This is a genomic window from Schinkia azotoformans LMG 9581 (genome assembly GCF_000307855.1).
GTDB classification, from domain to species: domain Bacteria; phylum Bacillota; class Bacilli; order Bacillales; family Bacillaceae_J; genus Schinkia; species Schinkia azotoformans.
The window spans coordinates 1-18,534 of sequence record NZ_AJLR01000055.1 but is presented as its reverse complement, the minus strand read 5'-3'; the positions used below and the strand labels follow the sequence as shown (position 1 = coordinate 18,534).

The following is an 18,534-nucleotide window of genomic DNA, read 5'->3' as shown; positions in this document are numbered from 1 at the left end:
GTTGGGTTGGAGAGGAACCAACCACCTTTAGGTACAGTTAGATTTTCTACCCCACCTGCAAAACTCCCACCTTGTGGTGAGTACCATTTACCTTTCACCTTTACATATACATAAGCATGATTCTGACCTGCTACGATGGCTGTGCTGTAACCTGCTGCGTCGAATAAAGCTGAGTGAGCTTGAGCTGCTGAGTCACAGTCTCCTACTTTGTTTACCAATTCATCGTAAGCGGAACGTGGAGAGCCGTCTCTACCTGATTCCCTTTGCTGCGATAGTGTATTAGCAGTTACTGATAATTTGTATAACCATTTTACTTCTTCCTTGCTTACTCCGTTTTTCAAAAGTGGTCCAAATACCTCATCCATACCTGCTTGGGTTTTATCTGTTTTATCCCAGTTAGGGTATGAATTAATATATTTCTCGGCTGCATCTGCGTATCTTCCACCAAAAGTGACTGAGTCTGCTTTATCAATAGCGTTATCAATAATAGACATTACTTGATCGTATTCCTTTTGGTTCTTTACTGCGTAAGTATGACTTCCGTAGTTGGCTTTGATGCCGTTTACTACTTTACCATCGTTGGTTTCTTTTGGTTTCTCTACTGGTGTAGATGGTTGTACTGCTGACGAATCTTTGATAACTGCCGTTTGACGTGCTCCATCCCATGATACTTGTGAGCCTAACGATTCTCCGATGAAACGGAGTGGTACTAAAGTAGAACCGTTTAAAATTTGAGCAGGTTCGGCTAGTTGAACTGCTTTTCCGTTTACATAGGCAGTCTTTTGACCGATTGTTAGTTTCACTGTTAGGTCACCTTTTGTTCCTGTCACGGTTTGGGTTGCTTGGTTCCAATCTACTTTGGCTCCGAGAGCCTCGAAGATACCCCTTAAAGGAACTAATGTAGAGCCGTTTTTGACGACTGCAGGTTGGGAGAAGTTTACAATCTTCCCGTTAATCTCTACCTTGGCTTGAGCTAACGCTCCTGCTCCGCCACTACTATCAACTTCTGTTTGTGGGAAGTTAATCATGTCCCCATCGATTTCAACTTGATCTTGGATAAAAGAAGATTCATTGATAATTTCCGATGAGTCACTTGCAAATCCTACACTTCCAAACGTTACCAAAGAGCTTGCTAATGTAGTAGAGACTAGGAAGTTCTTAATTCTTTTTGAATAATTTACATTTCGATCGTATTTCATAGTTCCTCCTGATAATAGAATAATAGTTAATATATATATCTTATCTAGCAAAATACCAAAAATGGTTTGATTTTCCTTTTATATCATACCCTAAAATTTGTGAAGTTTCAAAAAAATTTTGCTGCATTTACTATGGATAAAAACTCATTTTATTTGATCTTTTTTCAATCCTTCAATAATAGTATCCCTTCTGATTCGTAAACTCTGAATTTCTTCCATAATTTCTATCCTGCGCTCCTTAGAAGTACTTCTGTTCCCTAATTCATAAACAAGCTTGTAATGGCGACCAGCGATCTCTAAAAGTTTTTTAGCCGTTATATCATCCATCTCGATTCCGACCATCAACAAAGCCTCCTAATCATCAAGTTTTGTTGATGTTACCTCTGTTTCGATAGGCTTTCAAGTCATTTTTAAAGCCCATGCTTAGGTGGCATGAGCTTTGCTTTTCTATATAGAATTTTCACAATCAGTTTAGGCATTCCTGTTATTTGTCATCAGCAAGATATGTAGACACTACACACTCAACATGGTTCGTATGCGGAAACATATCTACCGGCTGTACCTCGATTGTTTTAAATCCGCCATCTTCTAGGATACGCAGGTCTCGTGCCAGTGTTCCCGGGTTACAAGAAACATAGACTACCCGCTTCGGTTTCATTTTAATGATCGTTTCAAGTAGTTCAGTATCACAGCCTTTGCGAGGCGGATCGACAACGATGACGTCAGCTTTAATACCTTGTTGATGCCATGCCGGGATGATTTCCTCTGATTTTCCTACTTCAAACTCAACATTAGTCATGCCATTAAGTTTCGCATTTCTTTTCGCATCTTCAATCGCTTCAGGCACAATCTCTACTCCGTACACTTTCATAGCTTTTTGCGCTAAGAATAATGATATAGTTCCAATCCCGCAATAAGCATCAATGACCGTTTCTTCACCGGACAATTTAGCGTATTCTAATGCTTTATCATATAAAACCTTTGTCTGTTCCGGGTTAACTTGGTAAAAGGAACGGGCTGAGATTGCAAATTGAATATCTCCAATTGAATCGTATAGATATTCGTCGCCCCATAACACCTTTGTCTTATCACCAAAAATGACATTTGTTCGCTTTGAATTAATATTTTGGATGATTGATTTTACTTGTGGAAAAGCTTCATGAATATCGTCAATGATTTTATCTTTATGCTGAAAATTTTCAGTTCTCGTTATAAGCACAACCATAACATCCTGCGTTTTCCGACCATAGCGAGTTACAATGTGGCGGAGTGTACCTGAATGTGTTTCTTCATTATAGGCTCTCATTCCGTATTTTTCCGCAATTCGTTTAACACCTTGAACAACACGGTCATTCTCCTCTGCCTGGATTAGACATTCTTCCATATTAATGATCGTATGACTCCGCTGTTGAAAGAATCCTGCCACCAAGCCACCTTCGATTTCACCAACTGGGACCTGTGATTTATTACGATATTTCCACGGGTCCTTCATTCCAAGGACGGGATGGACAGTGATATTTTCCAAATGTCCAATTCTTGTTAGTACTTCTTTTACTTGTTTTTGCTTAAATTTCAGCTGTGCTTCGCAACTTAAATGCTGAAGCTGGCAGCCACCGCATTGCTTATAGATGGGACAGACTGGTTCAATGCGATCAGGGCTTTTTTTGTAAAATTCAAGAATCTTCCCATATCCATACCCTTTTTTCACTTTAACAATCTTGATTTGGGCCTGTTCTCCAGGTAAACCATTGGGGACAAATAGCGGGAACCCATCAACCTTTGCTACCCCTGCCCCTTCATGTGTTAAATCTTCAAAAGTTACCTCTATCACATCGTTTTTATTTATCGGTGCTTCTAGTTTTGCCATGTCAATCTTCCTTTATTGTTATTTCTTAAAGTAGAAAAAGGCAAACCATTTATCGGTTTTGCCCTCATTTTTACTAGAAATCTTTTGGTACAAACACTTCAATATGCTGATAATAATTAATAAACTCCGCAGGCAAAACACCGCCAAATTCACCATCAAGATTAAGCTGGACTTTTTCATCAGACGTCACTTTTATACGATTAGCTTTCGTATAAATGATCAGATCATCGTTAAGATGCTCCCCTCTTAACACTAATGTTGCAATCCTTAAAAAGTCAGCCATATTCGCTTTCTTAAGGATTAAAAAGTCAAATAAACCGTCTGCAAGATCGGCTTTTGGGGCCAACCTCTCAAATCCGCCGACAGAGTTCGTATTAGCCACTAAAAATAGCATGACTTCACCTTCAAAAAGCTTTCCGTCATACTCTATTTTCACCGGAGTTGGTTTAAGTGTTGGGAGCATTTCGACTCCTTTAATATAATAAGCAAGTTGTCCTAATACCGTTTTTAACTTACTCGGAACCTCATAAGTCAACTCAGTCAAACGCCCGCCACCAGCAATATTAATGAAATATTGATCATTTACTTTTCCAATATCCATTTTTTTCGAATAACCTGCAGCAATTATATCGACTGCTTTATCTATCGAACCATTCGCTTTAATTGCACGTGCGAAGTCGTTCGTTGTCCCAACAGGAATAATTCCAAGTTTCGGACGGACTTCATGAATAGCTAAGCCATTAACAACTTCATTAATTGTCCCATCACCACCAGCTGCAATAACGACATCAAATCCCCGATTAGCCGCAAGACTGGCAGCAATCGTTGCATCCCCAGGACCTTTTGTCGCATGACATGAGGTTTCATAACCAGCAGCCTCAAGCTTCATTAAAACCTCCGGGATATGTCGTTTAAAAAGCTCTCGTCCAGAAGTTGGGTTATATATAATACGCGCTCTTTGCATATTTACCATCCTACCATTTAATTCAATTTTTCAATTCCACTATTTAACATCATATCGAATTTCACATGGATAAGCAATTCTTTTAAGGCTCTAGTCCATTTGTCGAAAAACTTGGTTTATTGTTAAATAAAATCATATTAAAAAACTTTTTGCACTCCATGAAACGTCTTATAGATAGAAAGAGAAAAGAGGAGGTGTTTCCGGTGAAGAATAAGGAGCTGGAAAAATTACTAACCGATTTAATTATCGCAGAAAAGGAGAAGTTCTATAGATTGGCCTTCTCTTATGTAAAAAACAAAGAAGATGCGCTGGACATCATTCAAGAATCGATCCATAAGGCCCTGAAATCCGTATATAGTCTTGAACGCCCAGAAGGATTGAAAAGCTGGTTTTATCGGATCGTAGTAAATACTTCACTGGATTTATTACGTAAACAGAAACGAGAAATTAGTGTCGATGAAGAAACTTTGGAGTTTGTTAGTCCCAATAGCAATGATACTTATGAAAATGTTGATTTAACAAGAGGACTGGATCAACTCCCACCAAAATATCGGGTTATTATCATTCTAAAATTTTTTGAAGACCTAACTCTTCGTGAGATTTCAGAAATCCTGCATGAGAATGAAAACACAATAAAGACCCGTCTATATAGAGCACTTAAGCTGCTCCGAATCCAAATTGAGGACAAAGATCAATCCATTCTAGGAGGTAAGTTAAATGGATAAAAAGATTGAAAAATTAAAGGCTGATTATGATAATATCCCTATTCCTAATGAATTAGACTTTGTTGTAAAAAAAGCCCTTCAGCAAAAACCGAGGAAAAATAGAAAAACAAAATGGATTGCAGGAGTAGCAGTTGCTTCGGTGGTGTTCGTTGGTGGATTAAATGTAAACGAGACATTCGCAAAAACGATGGCTGAGGTTCCTGTTATCGGAAACATTGTGAAAGTATTGACCTTTGTCGAATTTAAAGTTGATGAAGAAACCTATAATGCTGACATAAAAACACCTGCCATTCATAACCTTAATAATGAGGGACTGCAAGCTACTTTAAATGAAAAATATTTAGAAGAAAGCAAGGCACTATATGAACAATTCCAGGCTGATATCGAGGAACTAAAAGCAGCTAATGGAGGCCATTTAGGGGTAGACAGCGGATATGAAATAAAAACAGATACCGATCGAATTTTATCAATTGGACGCTATGTTGTGAATACAGTTGGCTCCTCTTCAACGACCTACCAATTTGACACGATTGATAAACAAAAAGGCTTACTCATCACATTGCCTAGCCTTTTTAAGAATGATGCCTATATTAACGTGATAAGCGAGGAAATTAAAAGACAAATGCTCTCGCAAATGGAAAAGGACACTTCCCTAATTTATTGGGTAGATAATCCTAATAAGCAAGAAGAAGATCTCTTTGATCCATTTGAGAAAATAAAAGCGAACCAATCCTTCTACATTACTAAATACAACAAATTAGTGATTGTATTTGATAAATATGAGGTGGCACCGGGTTATATGGGTGTTGTGGAATTCACCATTCCATCAGAAATCTTAGCGGACACTCTTGTTAGTGATGAATATATAAAATAATGGGATGAAAAAAAATGGAACACGAGACCCCGTGTTCCATTTTGTATATGATCTATTATTCTTATTAGACTAATTGTAGTTCTTTTTCCTTTTCTTTTTCAGCTTCTACTACTTTTTCCACTACTTTTACACTTACTAACTCTTTAACTTGTACTACTTCTTTTACTTGGGCAATTGTTTTTGCCTGGAACTCATTATCTACATAAACAACGTGCTTCTCATTGAATTGTCTTGGTGAAGTTAAGCCTGCAGCGGCTGCCAACATGAACAATTCTTCACGAAGAGTTGTCATATAATTGGTTACCCGGTATCTCTTTTCCTCGATAACTAGAGCTTTTTGCAGCTTAGGATCAGTTGTTGCTACACCAACAGGACATTCATTGGAGTGGCATTTTTGTGCTCCAATACAGCCTACTGAAATCATAAGTCCTCTTGCGATTTGGATAACATCTGCCCCTAGTGCTAGAGCTATCGCAATTTTATCAGGAGAGAATAACTTGCCGCTTGCGATAATGGTTACTTTGTCGCGCATTTTGTATTTCTTCAATACCCTTTGTGCAATCATTAAAGCTGGTTTAATCGGAAGACCTACAGAGTCAGCCATTGCTTGATAAGTGGCACCTGTACCGCCTTCTCCACCATCAATCGTAATGAAATCAGGATAACGATTTGTCTTAGCCATAAAACCAACAAATTCTTCAAAGGTCTCTTCACTGCCGATTACAATTTTAATTCCAACCGGTTTTCCAGATACTTCTCTTATCTTTTCAATAAAGTCCATCATGGTCTTCATGTCATGGAACTCTTCAAAACGGTTTGATGAATCAATTGTTTTATATGGTTCTACACCGCGAATTTCTGCAATTTCTGGTGTAACCTTAGCAGCTTCAACGTGACCACCGCGAATTTTAGCACCTTGGCCAAGCTTTAATTCAAAGGCTTTAACCTGTGGAATTGCAGCCTTTTTACGAAGTTCCTCATATGAAAATGAACCGTCTTCATTTCTGAATCCAAATTTGGCCGGGCCAATCTGAGCAATGATATCTGCTCCACCTTTTAAATGGTAGGGCGAAATTCCACCTTCCCCAGTGTTCATATAAGCACCTGCGTCTTTTAAACCATATGATAAAGCAGTAATTGCATGATCACCTAAAGCACCATAACTCATACCACTCATAGCTACTGGACTTTTGATTTTATAAGGAATGCGACAAGTGTCTTTTCCCATGACAACAGCGTCACGATCTGTATAATGCCAAGGTTTGATCTGTGCCTCCATACTATGTTCATGACGTGCAAATAATGTATCTTTATCAGTTACATATTTTTGTGTATCAATTAATTTCTTGTTATCTGCTTCTAAATCTGTTATTTGTTTTGCAAAAAAAGCATTTCGAATATAAAAACCTGGCTTCTCAAAATCCCGCTTACTACCAAAAGCAATAATCGTTTTAGCATATTTACCAGCTTTGACAATAAATTGGAAATCCAATCGAGAAAATGGCTTTGCTTCATGATCCCCCTCAAATAGGTACTGTCTAAGTTCTGGTCCGATATGTTCTGAAATATAACGGATATGAGAAAGAACTGGGAAATTCCTTCTTATAGAATGCTGCGTTTGCTGTGTATCCCGTTTTCTCAATACCATGTATAAAATGAACCCAGATACAAGCAATGCAAAAACAATAAATAGAATTAGTGCTGCTCCTACCATAACAAATAAATTAATATTTTCCATTACTATATTCCCTCCCGGCTACCTATCTATGAAATTATTAAACGCTTCCATTTTTCCCTCGATAGCCTTAACACATTATAATCCCATCCTACAAAATCCGAGTCAATCCAATAATTTTAAAATTTTTTATGTGTTTAATGTTTGGAAAAACTTAATATTTACTACTTGATAAATTAAGAGTATATATTAAAGAAGAAATAATTATTTTTATAAAGTATATAGACAAGAATTCGGAGGCATCATAAATGGATGAATTTAACTTAGGGATGTTAGCTTTCTTAATTATTTGTGGCTTTGCTGCTGCTTTTATCGATTCGGCGGTTGGAGGCGGCGGGCTCATTTCCATCCCTGCCTTATTATTTACTGGTCTACCCCCATCCATTGCGTTAGGTACTAATAAGTTGGCAGCAACAATGGGCTCTCTAACTAGTACCATCTCCTTTCTTAGTTCAGGAAAGGTTAATAAAAAGATTGTTTTAAAGCTTTTGCCACTGTCTATCATTGGATCGGCGATCGGTGTTTATGTTGTCCATTTAATACCGGCTGATTTTTTGAATAAGCTTGTTTTGATTATGCTAATTCTAGTTACGGTATACACAATCTTTAAAAAAGATTGGGGAGTTAAATCAAAGTTTAAGAAACTATCAACAAAAATGATGATTTTCATTACTTCTACTGCCTTCATTTTAGGATTCTATGATGGGGTTTTGGGTGCAGGGGTTGGATCGTTTCTTATTTTTTCTTTCTTATTTTTAGGCTTTGATTTTGTAGAAGCAGCCGGGAATGCTAAAGCTTTAAATTTTTCTAGCAACATCACGTCTCTTATAATCTTTATCATTTTCGGCTCCGTTAACTTCCAATACGGCATACCAATGGGGATTGCGATGGTCCTTGGTGCATTTGTGGGGTCGAAAATGGCGATAAAAACCGGGGTTGCTTACGTAAAAGTGTTATTTATCGCAATTACAGTTGTGCTAATCGGGAAAAATATTTGGACTTACATGCATAAGATTCATATTTTCTAAATAGATCACGGGGGCTCGTACCGCGGGGTCGGGTTCTCTGTCCCACTATTCAAAAAGCCTTGCTGATATTTGATATCATCAAGGCTTTTAGTATTTTAGTATGTTTATTAATGATTCACTAGTGTCCTAGATAAGCTTCTTTAATGCTTGAATCCTCCAGCAATTGTGCTGCAGGTCCTTCCGCAACAACCTTTCCAGTTTCAAGTACATAGCCGTAGTCAGCTATTTTTAATGCTTGGCGCGCATTTTGCTCTACGATTAAAACCGTTGTTCCTGTAGTATTAATTTCTTTTACAATTCTAAAAATATCTTGAACGATTAGCGGTGCTAATCCCATGGATGGTTCATCTAATAACAGAAGCTTCGGCTTAGACATAAGCGCTCTTGCGATAGCAAGCATCTGCTGCTGTCCACCAGATAACGTACCGCCTAATTGGGATTTTCGTTCACGAAGGATTGGGAATCGGTCCATTACCATTTCCAAATCCTGTTTTACTTCTTTATCATTTCGGTGATAAGCTCCCATTTCAAGATTTTCTAATACCGTCATGCCTGTTAAAATTGCACGACCTTCTGGTACTAGAGCAATCCCTTTTCGAACGAGTTGAAATGGCTCCAATTTTGTAATGTCCTCGTTTTGGAAAGAAATCTTCCCTTCCTTCGGATGGAGCAGACCACTTATTGTATTCATAGTCGTAGTTTTACCGGCACCATTTGCTCCTAGAATGGTGACAATGGTACCTTCTTTTACTTCTAATGAGATGCCTTTCAGCGCTTGTATTTTCCCATAATAAGTACTAATCCCTTGAACTTTAAGCAAGTTCCTCGTCCTCCTCTCTGCCAAGGTAGGCTTCGATTACGACAGGATCATCTTGAATTTCCTTTGGGGTACCTTCGGCTATTTTTTGTCCGAAATTGAGTACAGCAATACGATCACATGCCTTCATTACTAAAGGCATATCATGTTCAATTAATAAAATCGTTAAGCCTTTGCTTTTGATTAAGAAGATTAAATCTAATAAATCTTGTGTTTCTTTTTCATTCATCCCAGCCGCTGGTTCATCCAATAATAATAGTTTGGGTGAACTAGCAAGAGCCCGGGCAATCTCCAAACGCCTTTGCTGACCATATGAAAGATTTTCGGCAATCGTATCCTTATATTCTAGCAACCCTACTAATTCTAGAAGGCTTTCCGCTTTTTCTATTACCTCTTTTTCTTCCAGCTTTTGCGACTTTGGTCTGAAAACACTTTTCCAAACACCAGATTTTGTTCGGCAATGTGTACCAACCATTACATTTTCAAGTACAGTCATTTGTTGGAATAAACGGATATTTTGAAATGTCCGGCAAATTCCTTTATCCGTTATTTGGTAAGGCTTCAAACCCGTGATATTCTCTTTTAAAAATTTAATCTCACCGACAGTTGGTGGAAACATAGATGTAATAATATTAAACATCGTTGTTTTCCCGGCACCATTCGGACCTATCAACCCGAAAACTTGACCCTCTTCAATTGAAAACGTTACATCAGTTAATGCCTGGAGACCACCAAAGCTTTTACTAACTTGTTTAATTTCAAGCACCATGGTCAGCACCCCTTTTCACTGAAGTTTTACGTTTTTTAGATAGTTTTATATTTCTAAACCAAATTGGATCAAGAATACCTTGTGGACGGAACGCCATCATTGCTACAAGGATAGCTCCATAAATCATAAAGCGATATTCTGCGATACCTCTTAAAAACTCTGGTAACGATGTTAGTAATGCTGCACCGAATACAGGACCCCAAATGACTTCACTACCACCAAACACAGCGAATATTAAAATTTCTACTGCCTTATGATAAGAGAAATCGGCCGGGCTAATATAAGCAACAACATGAGCAAATAACGTCCCTGCAAATCCCGAAATCATAGCACCTTGTACAAAGGCTAAAATTTTATAGTAAGTTATGTTAACACCCATAGCTTCCGTCGCTTTTTCATCCATTCTGATTGCGGCAAAGGCGCGGCCAACTCGTGAATTATTTTGACGGATGAAAAACCATAACAATATGATCACAATTAACAATAAAAGAACGAAAACTGCTAAACTAATAAATTGATTGTTTCGAAGACCCCAATCAGCAGGATTAATTCCCCACTCTTTTGCTGTTGCAAGAATTTCACGTCCAATATGCGGGATTCCGGAAATTCCCACAGCTCCATTAGTTACAGATTCCCAGTTAATAAAGAAAACCCGGACTACTTCACCAAAACCTAGCGTACAAATAGCTAAAAACACGCCTTGAAGTCTTAATGTTGGTAAACCTACTAAAAGACCAACAAATCCAGCCACAATTGTTCCCAATACTATTCCTATAATAATAGGTAGATCAAAGTGGATTGTAACAAGCGCTGAAGTATAAGCTCCAATCCCCATAAAACCGGCATTACCTAACGAAATCTGACCAGTAGCGAGTGTTATATAAATACTGATACCCAGAATGATATTGATTAATACGAATGAAGCTACTTGTAAATAATATGGATTAATCATATTTTCTAACATCTCATCACGGCCTTTCCGCTGTCGCAGATCCAAATAGTCCTTGAGGACGAACTAATAGAATGATGATGATCATAACAAAGGCAATCGCGTCACGATAACCTGAATCACCAAAAGCGACAACAAATGTTTCAGATAAACCTAAAATTAAACCGCCAGCCATAGCGCCTCGGACGCTACCCATGCCGCCTAAAATAATAATGGCAAGTCCTTTTAGGCCCATCGAAAGACCCATTTGCGGTGTAACTGAGTTAAATGCCATTCCAACTAAGATACCCGCAATACCTCCCATAGCAGACGCAAGGATCACGGTTAAAGTAATGATTCTTTTTGTGTTTACGCCAAGTAAGCTTGCTGCATTTAGGTTTTCTGCACTAGCCCGTAATGCTTTTCCGGCTTTTGTCTTTGATAACCAATAGGATAGCCCGATCATTAATATGACGGAAATAACAAAAATAACAATTTGCACAACGTAAATTGTTATGGATCCAACCTTTATACTAATCTCTGAAAAAGAAGTTCTAAATGGGTGATTCCCCGCACCAAATAAATGATGGGCAAGATTTTCAAGAAATATAGATACCCCTATGGTACTTATAAGAGGAGCAAGGTGTGATACACCTTGCTTCCCTCGTAGTGGCCTTAATGCGAAACGTTCCAAGAAATAACCCATAATGCCTGTAACAGCAATAGCAACTAGGAACCCTACCCATAAAGGCAATTGATAAGTCTGAGTTACAAGCACTCCCATAAAGGCACCGAACATAAATATTTCACCGTGTGACATATTGATAATATTTAAAACACCGAATACTAACGTAAACCCCAGTGCTACTATTGCATAAATACTACCAAGCGTTATGCCGTTGATTAACTGCTCTATAAACAATTGGTGCCTCTCCTTTCACAAACCATTATTCAAATAATTTGAATTGACCCCCGTCAATTACCAATACAGTTGGATCCATTACGATATCCCCAACTTCGTCAAATGACATAACACCTAAAATACCTTCAAAGTCTTTAATTTCTGCTAACGCATCACGAACTGCATCACGGTCTGCTTCACCTGCATTTTTAATAGCTTCTGCAAATAAGTAAAGGCCATCATATGCTTGTGCCGCGAATTGATCAGGTTCTTTACCGAATTTTTCAGTATATTTCTTAACAAATTCTTGTACCTTTGCATCTTCTTTAGCACCAAACCAAGGTGTTGCAACGATTAAACCATTTGCTGCATCACCAGCAATTTTGATAACTTCTGGCGAGTTAAATCCATTACCGCCAACGAATGGTACTGTAAGTCCCATCTTACGAGCTTGGTCCATAATTACAGCCCCTTCATTATATAAAGCAGAACAAAGAATTAACTCAGGATTTAAATTCTTAATTTTTGTTAATTGTGCATTATAGTCTGATTGACCTTTTTGGAATGTTTCAATTGTTAAAATTTCTAAGCCCATTTCTTCTGCAGTAGCTTTCATTGTGTCAAAACCTGACTTTGTGAATACATCGTCGTTTCCATACATGATTGCTACTTTTTTAACACCATATTTATCGATTGCTTTTTGCATCGCTGCTGGAATTGCTAAAGACTCAGGAATGGAATCCCTAAAAATATAGTCCCCAATTTCTGGAATACCCTGTGCAGTTGTTGACGTTCCCATTGTAGGCACACCGGCTAAATCTGCTTCAGGTCCAACTACGTTCATTTCAGTACTTAATGTAGGTCCAATTAAACCAGTAACATTATCAGAGTTAATTAACTTTTGTGCTGCTGATAATGCTTGCTCCTGCTTACCAGCAGAATCTTCGACTACTAGATCAATTTTCACTTCACCTTTAGCGTTGATTTCTTCAAGCGCTAAGTTAATTCCATTTGTAATTGCTTCCCCATAACCAGCGCCAGAACCAGTCATCCAAGCAATAACTCCGATTTTTGCTTCAACTGCGCCAGCAGACTTTTCTGCATCTCCTCCAACTTGTTCTTTTGATTCATTGCTGTTTGTAGCTTCATTACCCCCACCACAAGCAGCTAGGAACATTGCCATCATCATAGTCAATGCCAACAATAAAATTTTGACATTTTTCATCATAATCCCCCTAAAAAATTATTTTTATATTATTCTATTAAATTATATTTTCTGAATTTTGTAAATAGAAATAGTATATTTATTTTTTTGAAAACGGTTTCTTGTTAAATGGGGTACAGGAATAATCGACGGTAAAATAGGTTTATCGTATTTTATATTAATATGTGGACTTTATTTAACTAGTAGAACATGCTATATGAGGAATTATTTTAGGGGAATATTAATACACCAAAATACAATAAATTAATTTAGGTTACTCTGGAAATTTCACAAGGAAAGCCCGTTTATCATAATATAACGAATAGCCATTGGAAGAATGATAGAAACGGAAAATGTATTGCAACAGATTAATCAAAGGTTGGATGGACTAGAAGTCCAAGTTAAAAATATTAAGGCAGGTTTGGAAGATCCAGTTAAAGATTTAAAGACTGATTTAGAAAGTCAGATGGTTGATTTAAAATCAGACCTCGAGGGTCAAATGAATGAATTAAAGATCGGCCAACTGGACTTAAAAGATGGACAACAACAGATATTGAAAGTAATCAGTTAAATCCCAGAACAATATGAATATGAGGAATTAAAAGCTTTTGTTCGAAACCAAGAATGAATCATTGAAACGCTTTCCTGTCGTTCTATCAAGTAAGGGGTTGAAATTAAGGATTTAAATAAATTAGTCAGAAATCAATGAGAAAGATTTATCTCTCTATACCATAATTTACCAACCCCATTTACGTCTATCTCCACTAGTTTCATTAATCTACTAAATCTGCCAACTTGCCCTACAAACAAATTAGAATTGCTACAATAATAATTAATATTAGACCATTGATTAAATTCGCAGTCATCTTAGCTTCACCAAATCCACGCATCCGCGTGGGATGCGATTAAGAAAAACCGGGCATAGCCCGATCCTTTTTTGACTAGAGAATATCCGATATCTTGTACTCTATGCCATGTATTCCTTTATAATACTCTGGATACATTTCTCCTCCACATTTTTCGCATGAAAACATTGGGGGAGTGTCAGGGTCTCCATCATCCATTAAATCAAAATCCCTCACTACAGTTAGTGGAATTTCTTCTTTTTCATGACACGCTAAACAAACATAGCTGACGCTCTGTTTCATGGTTTGATTGTGGGAGGTATTTTTCTTCTTTTTCTTCCCTTTTTGGCGGTGTTTGGATACTGGTGAGATGTTCAATCACCCTTTCTAAATAAGCTCTAGTAGTGGCACACAACGCTACCTTAATTTCTAGTTTACCATTTTCTTGACAGACTTCCCCCTTGTATTCATAATAACATTCACATTTTGGACATACGAGAGGGTCCCTTTTTCCGTTAGCCACAATTCTTTCCCGCCATGTCTGACGACATAGAGTTTTCTTCACTTTGACAACCCAACGTTTTATATTTTGTTGCCAAATACTTAAAATTTTTTTACATATAGTTTTTGATCGTCTAGAGTACATTCCATAATGACGTATTGTTTTAAATTGTTCATCTGGAATATGACGAATTAAACGTGAAATAAACTCATCCACGCTTACTGTTTCCCTCTTTTCTTTTCCATCAGTTTTATCTTTATATTTAAACGTTACGTACTGACCATCATATTCCTCAATCCGATTGATACCAATCGCTGGTCGACGAATATAACGACCAATATAACGTAGCTGTTCTTTCATTTTTCCTCTCTGTTTTGGGGCATACACATAGAAGCCTTCCCCATTATTGGTGAACGCCTTTTGAAGTCTTGGTTGAATTCTTTTCTTTTCTCTCTCCGAAACTCCGTTTCTAATTAATTTTAAGACCACTGTCTGCCATTGTTTACGTAACATTGCAAATGGCAAGAAATCATACTGCTTCCATTCTCCTTTTTCAGTTAAACCACCCATTGTAACTAACATATGGACGTGAGGATTGAAGTTAACCCTCGAACCAAAGGTATGAAGTCCAGCAATAATACCCGGTATTACCTTAGCTTTCTTTTTGAAGAAATCAGTTAACAGCCTTGATGCAGCATCCATTAAATCCTTTAGTAAATGACGATGAAGAAGGAACACTTCCCGCAACCCTTCATCAATGGTAAAAATAACATGACGATGATTAACTTGTAGGACATCTTCAGTGAGTAATCGGCTCCATTCCTCACTTTCCCCTACAGAACAAGTAGTACAAAAACGCCCTTTACATCGATAAGGAACTTTTTTTACACTATGGCAGCCTTCACATACAAAAAGCTTAAATCCTTTTTTGATATCCCCACAGTCACGAAACTTTTCAACCTCCTTTATTACGATAGGGCGGATTTTAGCTCCATGTTTCTTCTTGAACGCTTCCCAATGTTGATGTTTATCGAAAAAAATTTGTCGCAAAATGTTGGTCTCCATAAAATGAAAATACCACAGCTTCAATGACTGTGGTAGACCCAAATTTTATACTTTTGTATGAAAACACTTTGGCTAGAAGGCAATACGAAAGCTAGCCCTTCTTTTTAAAATTTTTTCGAAGGACTTAATTAATATTTTCGTTTTAAAAACAGTTTTGTTAAGCAGTTTGTTGATCAGATTGTTCGATTGTATAGCCTTTCTTTTTTAGATATTCAATCATCTTGAGTTCTTTGTTCTGTAATGCTTGGTGGACGTATTCGGTGCCTAGTTCCTGGTACGGTTCACCTGTTTTTAAAATGTTATAAGCGATAGTTATAATTAAGTGGGCAGAAGCCATCTGTGCTTTTTTCTTTCCTTGTCGTTTTGCAATTCTTTTTCTGTGCGCAGAAATTCGATTGTTTTGCCTTGAAGTCGCCAATACACATTCTACTGCCATTGTTTTTAACGCTTTGCTACCTTTTGTTGTTTTGCTCGTTTTTTTTACCAGCACTTTCATTATTTCCAGGACTAACACCAGCCCATGAGGCAAGGTGTTTGGCAGATTTAAACACACTCATATCAACACCCATTTCTGCAATAAATGTGGCTGCACCAGCTTTATTCACGCCGGGGATCGTATCCAATAGCTCTACTTCCTTACGGTAAGGAGTTAGACAATGATCGATTTGTTCTTCTAACTCTTCTATCGCTTTCTCTAAATAAGCCATGTGGTCCCAATGATAACGTAACATATCACGATGGTGACGACGAATACGACCATTTATAGTTTCTGCTATGTCCTCCAGACTTGCCTTAGTTCGCCAATGTACCATATCTCGAAGATTTTCCATTTCAATCTTTTCACCATTAATTATAGCCTCCAAGATTTTCCGACCCGATTGACCGAAAATATTTGATAGTACAGAAGTAAGCTTAATATTAGCGTCTTGAAGAATTTTATGGATACGATTTTGCTCAGCCGTACGATTATTAATTAGTTTTTTTCGATAACGTGTAAGATCTCGTAGGTCCCTAATATCTTCAGGTGGAACGAAATTCCCTTCAATAAGTCCACTTCGTAATAGTTTGGCAAGCCACTCTGAGTCTTTTACGTCTGTTTTACGTCCAGGTACATTTTTTACATGTTTGGCATTGGCAAGTACAAGTTGAAAATTATCTTCAAGTATGTTCCAAACTGGTTTCCAGTACACCCCGGTGCTTTCCATTACAACATTTGTTACTTCTAAGGATGCTAACCAATCATGTAATTTTAACAATCCGGATGTTGTAGTAGAGAAGGATTCAATCGACTTTTTTGGCTTTTTTTCTAATGGTCCAAATAATACACAAGCCACCACTGTTTCTTGGTGTACATCTAGGCCCACACACCGTTCAATCATTGCTTCCATGGAAGAATCACCTCACAAATAATTAACAATACATATGACAGTAGTTATCATTCAAAACTTTTGTATACGTGCTCTATGCACAGTAAATGGTACTTCAATACTGTCATAACCAGTTTCTTATTCAGGGTATCTTCTTTTAAGACCCACCATTGTATTTTCAGCCTGGTTGTATTGTTATTCTCTGTATTGCCACATATCAATGAGGTAATTCTAGTCTTTGATAGAAATTCATTTTCATTGTAGATGGTGGCTACGGATTGCGTAGCCATGGTTGTTTCTTATCTTTTTAAAAGACCCGCATCAAGTTTCTGCTGATTTCAATCCACGCATCCGCGTGGGATGCGACTTTGCCAGCCGAGGATTTTCCAAATTTACAAGCCCATTTCAATCCACGCATCCGCGTGGGATGCGACCTTATCTGCTTCTGAAAGATTCTGTAACCACTTTATTTCAATCCACGCATCCGCGTGGGATGCGACACATTAATATTTACAGAGTGATTTATGATTTTTGATTTCAATCCACGCATCCGCGTGGGATGCGACTCCACCAGTTAGTTCATCACCCCCTGAACCTGATATTTCAATCCACGCATCCGCGTGGGATGCGAAAAAGGCTACTAGATGGTGGCAAACGTTCAAAAGATTTCAATCCACGCATCCGCGTGGGATGCGACATCGAAATGGGAATCTTGGAACTGAAACAGAAGTCATTTCAATCCACGCATCCGCGTGGGATGCGACATTATCATCACTGTTTAGTTCCTTTGGAATATAACATTTCAATCCACGCATCCGCGTGGGATGCGACTAGTCAATTATAAAAATAAAAAGGAGTTTGATAATTTCAATCCACGCATCCGCGTGGGATGCGACGAATTTAGGTAATGTCGTTGGTTTTGAATCAGTATTTCAATCCACGCATCCGCGTGGGATGCGACTCGTTCAATCACAATTCGTCTGGCATCTTCGATATTTCAATCCACGCATCCGCGTGGGATGCGACTGACAGGTGGCGAGCCGATCATGGCCCGTTTTTTACATTTCAATCCACGCATCCGCGTGGGATGCGACTCGTTAGCAATTTATCTTCACCACCTGTTATATTAATTTCAATCCACGCATCCGCGTGGGATGCGACAGCAAACAGGACAACAAACATCTTCTTGTTGTTTATTTCAATCCACGCATCCGCGTGGGATGCGACATAAAAATATTTAGGCTCTTCGGATTATATAGTGATTTCAATCCACGCATCCGCGTGGGATGCGACAAAATATGGTGCCGTCGTAGTCCTACATCTTGGATATTTCAATCCACGCATCCGCGTGGGATGCGACAAAATTCTCTTTGGTGTTTCTATCGTCTAAGCTCGATTTCAATCCACGCATCCGCGTGGGATGCGACACATTCGTGCATGTGTGCAAACCGCTATCGAGGAAGATTTCAATCCACGCATCCGCGTGGGATGCGACATGATTTGAACGCAGAAGAAAAGGTCAAAGCACAATTTCAATCCACGCATCCGCGTGGGATGCGACCCATAACTTCCTGATAGTTTGTAGCGTCAGCGTTATTTCAATCCACGCATCCGCGTGGGATGCGACCTCAGAATACAAAGAATATAGGGAACAAATTATTATTTCAATCCACGCATCCGCGTGGGATGCGACACGGGTAACAGGTGCTTTAAAAACAGCCCAAGAATTTCAATCCACGCATCC

The 18,534-nt window shown here is 38.2% G+C and carries 17 protein-coding genes and 1 CRISPR repeat array; of the genes, 4 read left to right on the top strand and 13 right to left on the bottom strand.

Annotated elements, in window-relative coordinates:
* From BAZO_RS21185 to BAZO_RS10120, 4 genes are all read right to left on the bottom strand, one after another.
* Nucleotides 1-1,199: stalk domain-containing protein (locus BAZO_RS21185; RefSeq protein WP_003331369.1), on the bottom strand; the 1,199-nt coding region annotated here is incomplete at its 3' end.
* 144 nt (nucleotides 1,200-1,343) lie between these two features.
* A complete protein-coding gene (locus tag BAZO_RS10130; protein WP_003331368.1) occupies nucleotides 1,344-1,541 on the bottom strand; it encodes a hypothetical protein in 198 nt (65 codons plus the stop codon).
* 142 nt (nucleotides 1,542-1,683) lie between these two features.
* Nucleotides 1,684-3,066 carry a 23S rRNA (uracil(1939)-C(5))-methyltransferase RlmD gene (rlmD, locus tag BAZO_RS10125; RefSeq protein WP_003331367.1) on the bottom strand — a complete coding sequence of 461 codons (1,383 nt, stop codon included), beginning with the start codon at nucleotides 3,064-3,066 and terminating at the stop codon, nucleotides 1,684-1,686.
* Nucleotides 3,067-3,139: 73 nt separating this feature from the next.
* Nucleotides 3,140-4,030, bottom strand: coding sequence for a diacylglycerol kinase (locus BAZO_RS10120; RefSeq protein WP_003331366.1), 891 nt, complete (start codon nucleotides 4,028-4,030; stop codon nucleotides 3,140-3,142).
* A gap of 203 nt (nucleotides 4,031-4,233) precedes the next feature.
* On the opposite strand from BAZO_RS10120, the gene BAZO_RS10115 reads away from it, so the two are divergent.
* Complete coding sequence (locus BAZO_RS10115) at nucleotides 4,234-4,755, top strand: RNA polymerase sigma factor (RefSeq protein WP_003331365.1); 522 nt, start codon at nucleotides 4,234-4,236, stop codon at nucleotides 4,753-4,755.
* A complete protein-coding gene (gene rsiV, locus BAZO_RS10110) occupies nucleotides 4,748-5,629 on the top strand; it encodes an anti-sigma-V factor RsiV (RefSeq protein ID WP_003331364.1) in 882 nt (293 codons plus the stop codon). The genes BAZO_RS10115 and rsiV overlap by 8 nt, the downstream gene beginning before the upstream one ends.
* Nucleotides 5,630-5,693: 64 nt before the next feature.
* Here rsiV and BAZO_RS10105 read toward each other — a convergent pair whose 3' ends face one another.
* A complete protein-coding gene (locus BAZO_RS10105; RefSeq protein WP_003331362.1) occupies nucleotides 5,694-7,367 on the bottom strand; it encodes an FMN-binding glutamate synthase family protein in 1,674 nt (557 codons plus the stop codon).
* Between the two features lie 245 nt (nucleotides 7,368-7,612).
* Here BAZO_RS10105 and BAZO_RS10100 point away from each other — a divergent pair, with 245 nt between their 5' ends.
* Nucleotides 7,613-8,392, top strand: coding sequence for a sulfite exporter TauE/SafE family protein (locus BAZO_RS10100; RefSeq protein ID WP_003331361.1), 780 nt, complete (start codon nucleotides 7,613-7,615; stop codon nucleotides 8,390-8,392).
* A 118-nt stretch (nucleotides 8,393-8,510) separates the two neighbouring features.
* Here the strand turns inward: BAZO_RS10100 and BAZO_RS10095 are convergent, their stop codons facing one another.
* From BAZO_RS10095 to BAZO_RS10075, 5 genes are read right to left on the bottom strand one after another with little or no spacing between them, the layout of a single operon-like run.
* Entirely contained in the window at nucleotides 8,511-9,212 is a 702-nt protein-coding gene (locus tag BAZO_RS10095; RefSeq protein WP_003331360.1) for an ABC transporter ATP-binding protein, read from the bottom strand.
* Nucleotides 9,205-9,978 carry an ABC transporter ATP-binding protein gene (locus BAZO_RS10090; RefSeq protein ID WP_003331359.1) on the bottom strand — a complete coding sequence of 258 codons (774 nt, stop codon included), beginning with the start codon at nucleotides 9,976-9,978 and terminating at the stop codon, nucleotides 9,205-9,207. The genes BAZO_RS10095 and BAZO_RS10090 overlap by 8 nt, the downstream gene beginning before the upstream one ends.
* Nucleotides 9,968-10,942, bottom strand: coding sequence for a branched-chain amino acid ABC transporter permease (locus BAZO_RS10085; protein ID WP_003331358.1), 975 nt, complete (start codon nucleotides 10,940-10,942; stop codon nucleotides 9,968-9,970). The genes BAZO_RS10090 and BAZO_RS10085 overlap by 11 nt, the downstream gene beginning before the upstream one ends.
* Nucleotides 10,943-10,946: 4 nt before the next feature.
* The gene (locus BAZO_RS10080; RefSeq protein WP_003331357.1) at nucleotides 10,947-11,828 is read right to left on the bottom strand and encodes a branched-chain amino acid ABC transporter permease; all 882 of its coding nucleotides are present in this window, start codon (nucleotides 11,826-11,828) and stop codon (nucleotides 10,947-10,949) included.
* A gap of 25 nt (nucleotides 11,829-11,853) precedes the next feature.
* Entirely contained in the window at nucleotides 11,854-13,032 is a 1,179-nt protein-coding gene (locus BAZO_RS10075) for an ABC transporter substrate-binding protein (protein ID WP_003331356.1), read from the bottom strand.
* Between the two features lie 316 nt (nucleotides 13,033-13,348).
* Here BAZO_RS10075 and BAZO_RS10070 point away from each other — a divergent pair, with 316 nt between their 5' ends.
* On the top strand, nucleotides 13,349-13,582 hold the full coding sequence (locus BAZO_RS10070; protein WP_003331355.1) for a hypothetical protein: 234 nt from the start codon (nucleotides 13,349-13,351) through the stop codon (nucleotides 13,580-13,582).
* Between the two features lie 536 nt (nucleotides 13,583-14,118).
* Here BAZO_RS10070 and BAZO_RS10065 read toward each other — a convergent pair.
* From BAZO_RS10065 to BAZO_RS10060, 3 genes are all read right to left on the bottom strand, one after another.
* Nucleotides 14,119-15,423: an IS91 family transposase gene (locus BAZO_RS10065; protein WP_081585682.1), complete on the bottom strand. Its 1,305-nt coding sequence runs from the start codon at nucleotides 15,421-15,423 to the stop codon at nucleotides 14,119-14,121.
* Nucleotides 15,424-15,580: 157 nt separating this feature from the next.
* Nucleotides 15,581-15,913 (bottom strand): hypothetical protein, encoded by a 333-nt coding sequence (locus tag BAZO_RS23015; RefSeq protein WP_235786725.1) that lies wholly within the window; start codon nucleotides 15,911-15,913, stop codon nucleotides 15,581-15,583.
* Entirely contained in the window at nucleotides 15,876-16,811 is a 936-nt protein-coding gene (locus BAZO_RS10060) for an IS110 family RNA-guided transposase (RefSeq protein WP_235786724.1), read from the bottom strand. Before BAZO_RS10060 ends, BAZO_RS23015 begins: the two co-directional genes overlap by 38 nt.
* Nucleotides 16,812-17,125: 314 nt before the next feature.
* Nucleotides 17,126-18,483: a CRISPR direct-repeat array (repeat unit 32 nt; unit sequence ATTTCAATCCACGCATCCGCGTGGGATGCGAC).
* Nucleotides 18,484-18,534: the final 51 nt, after the last annotated feature.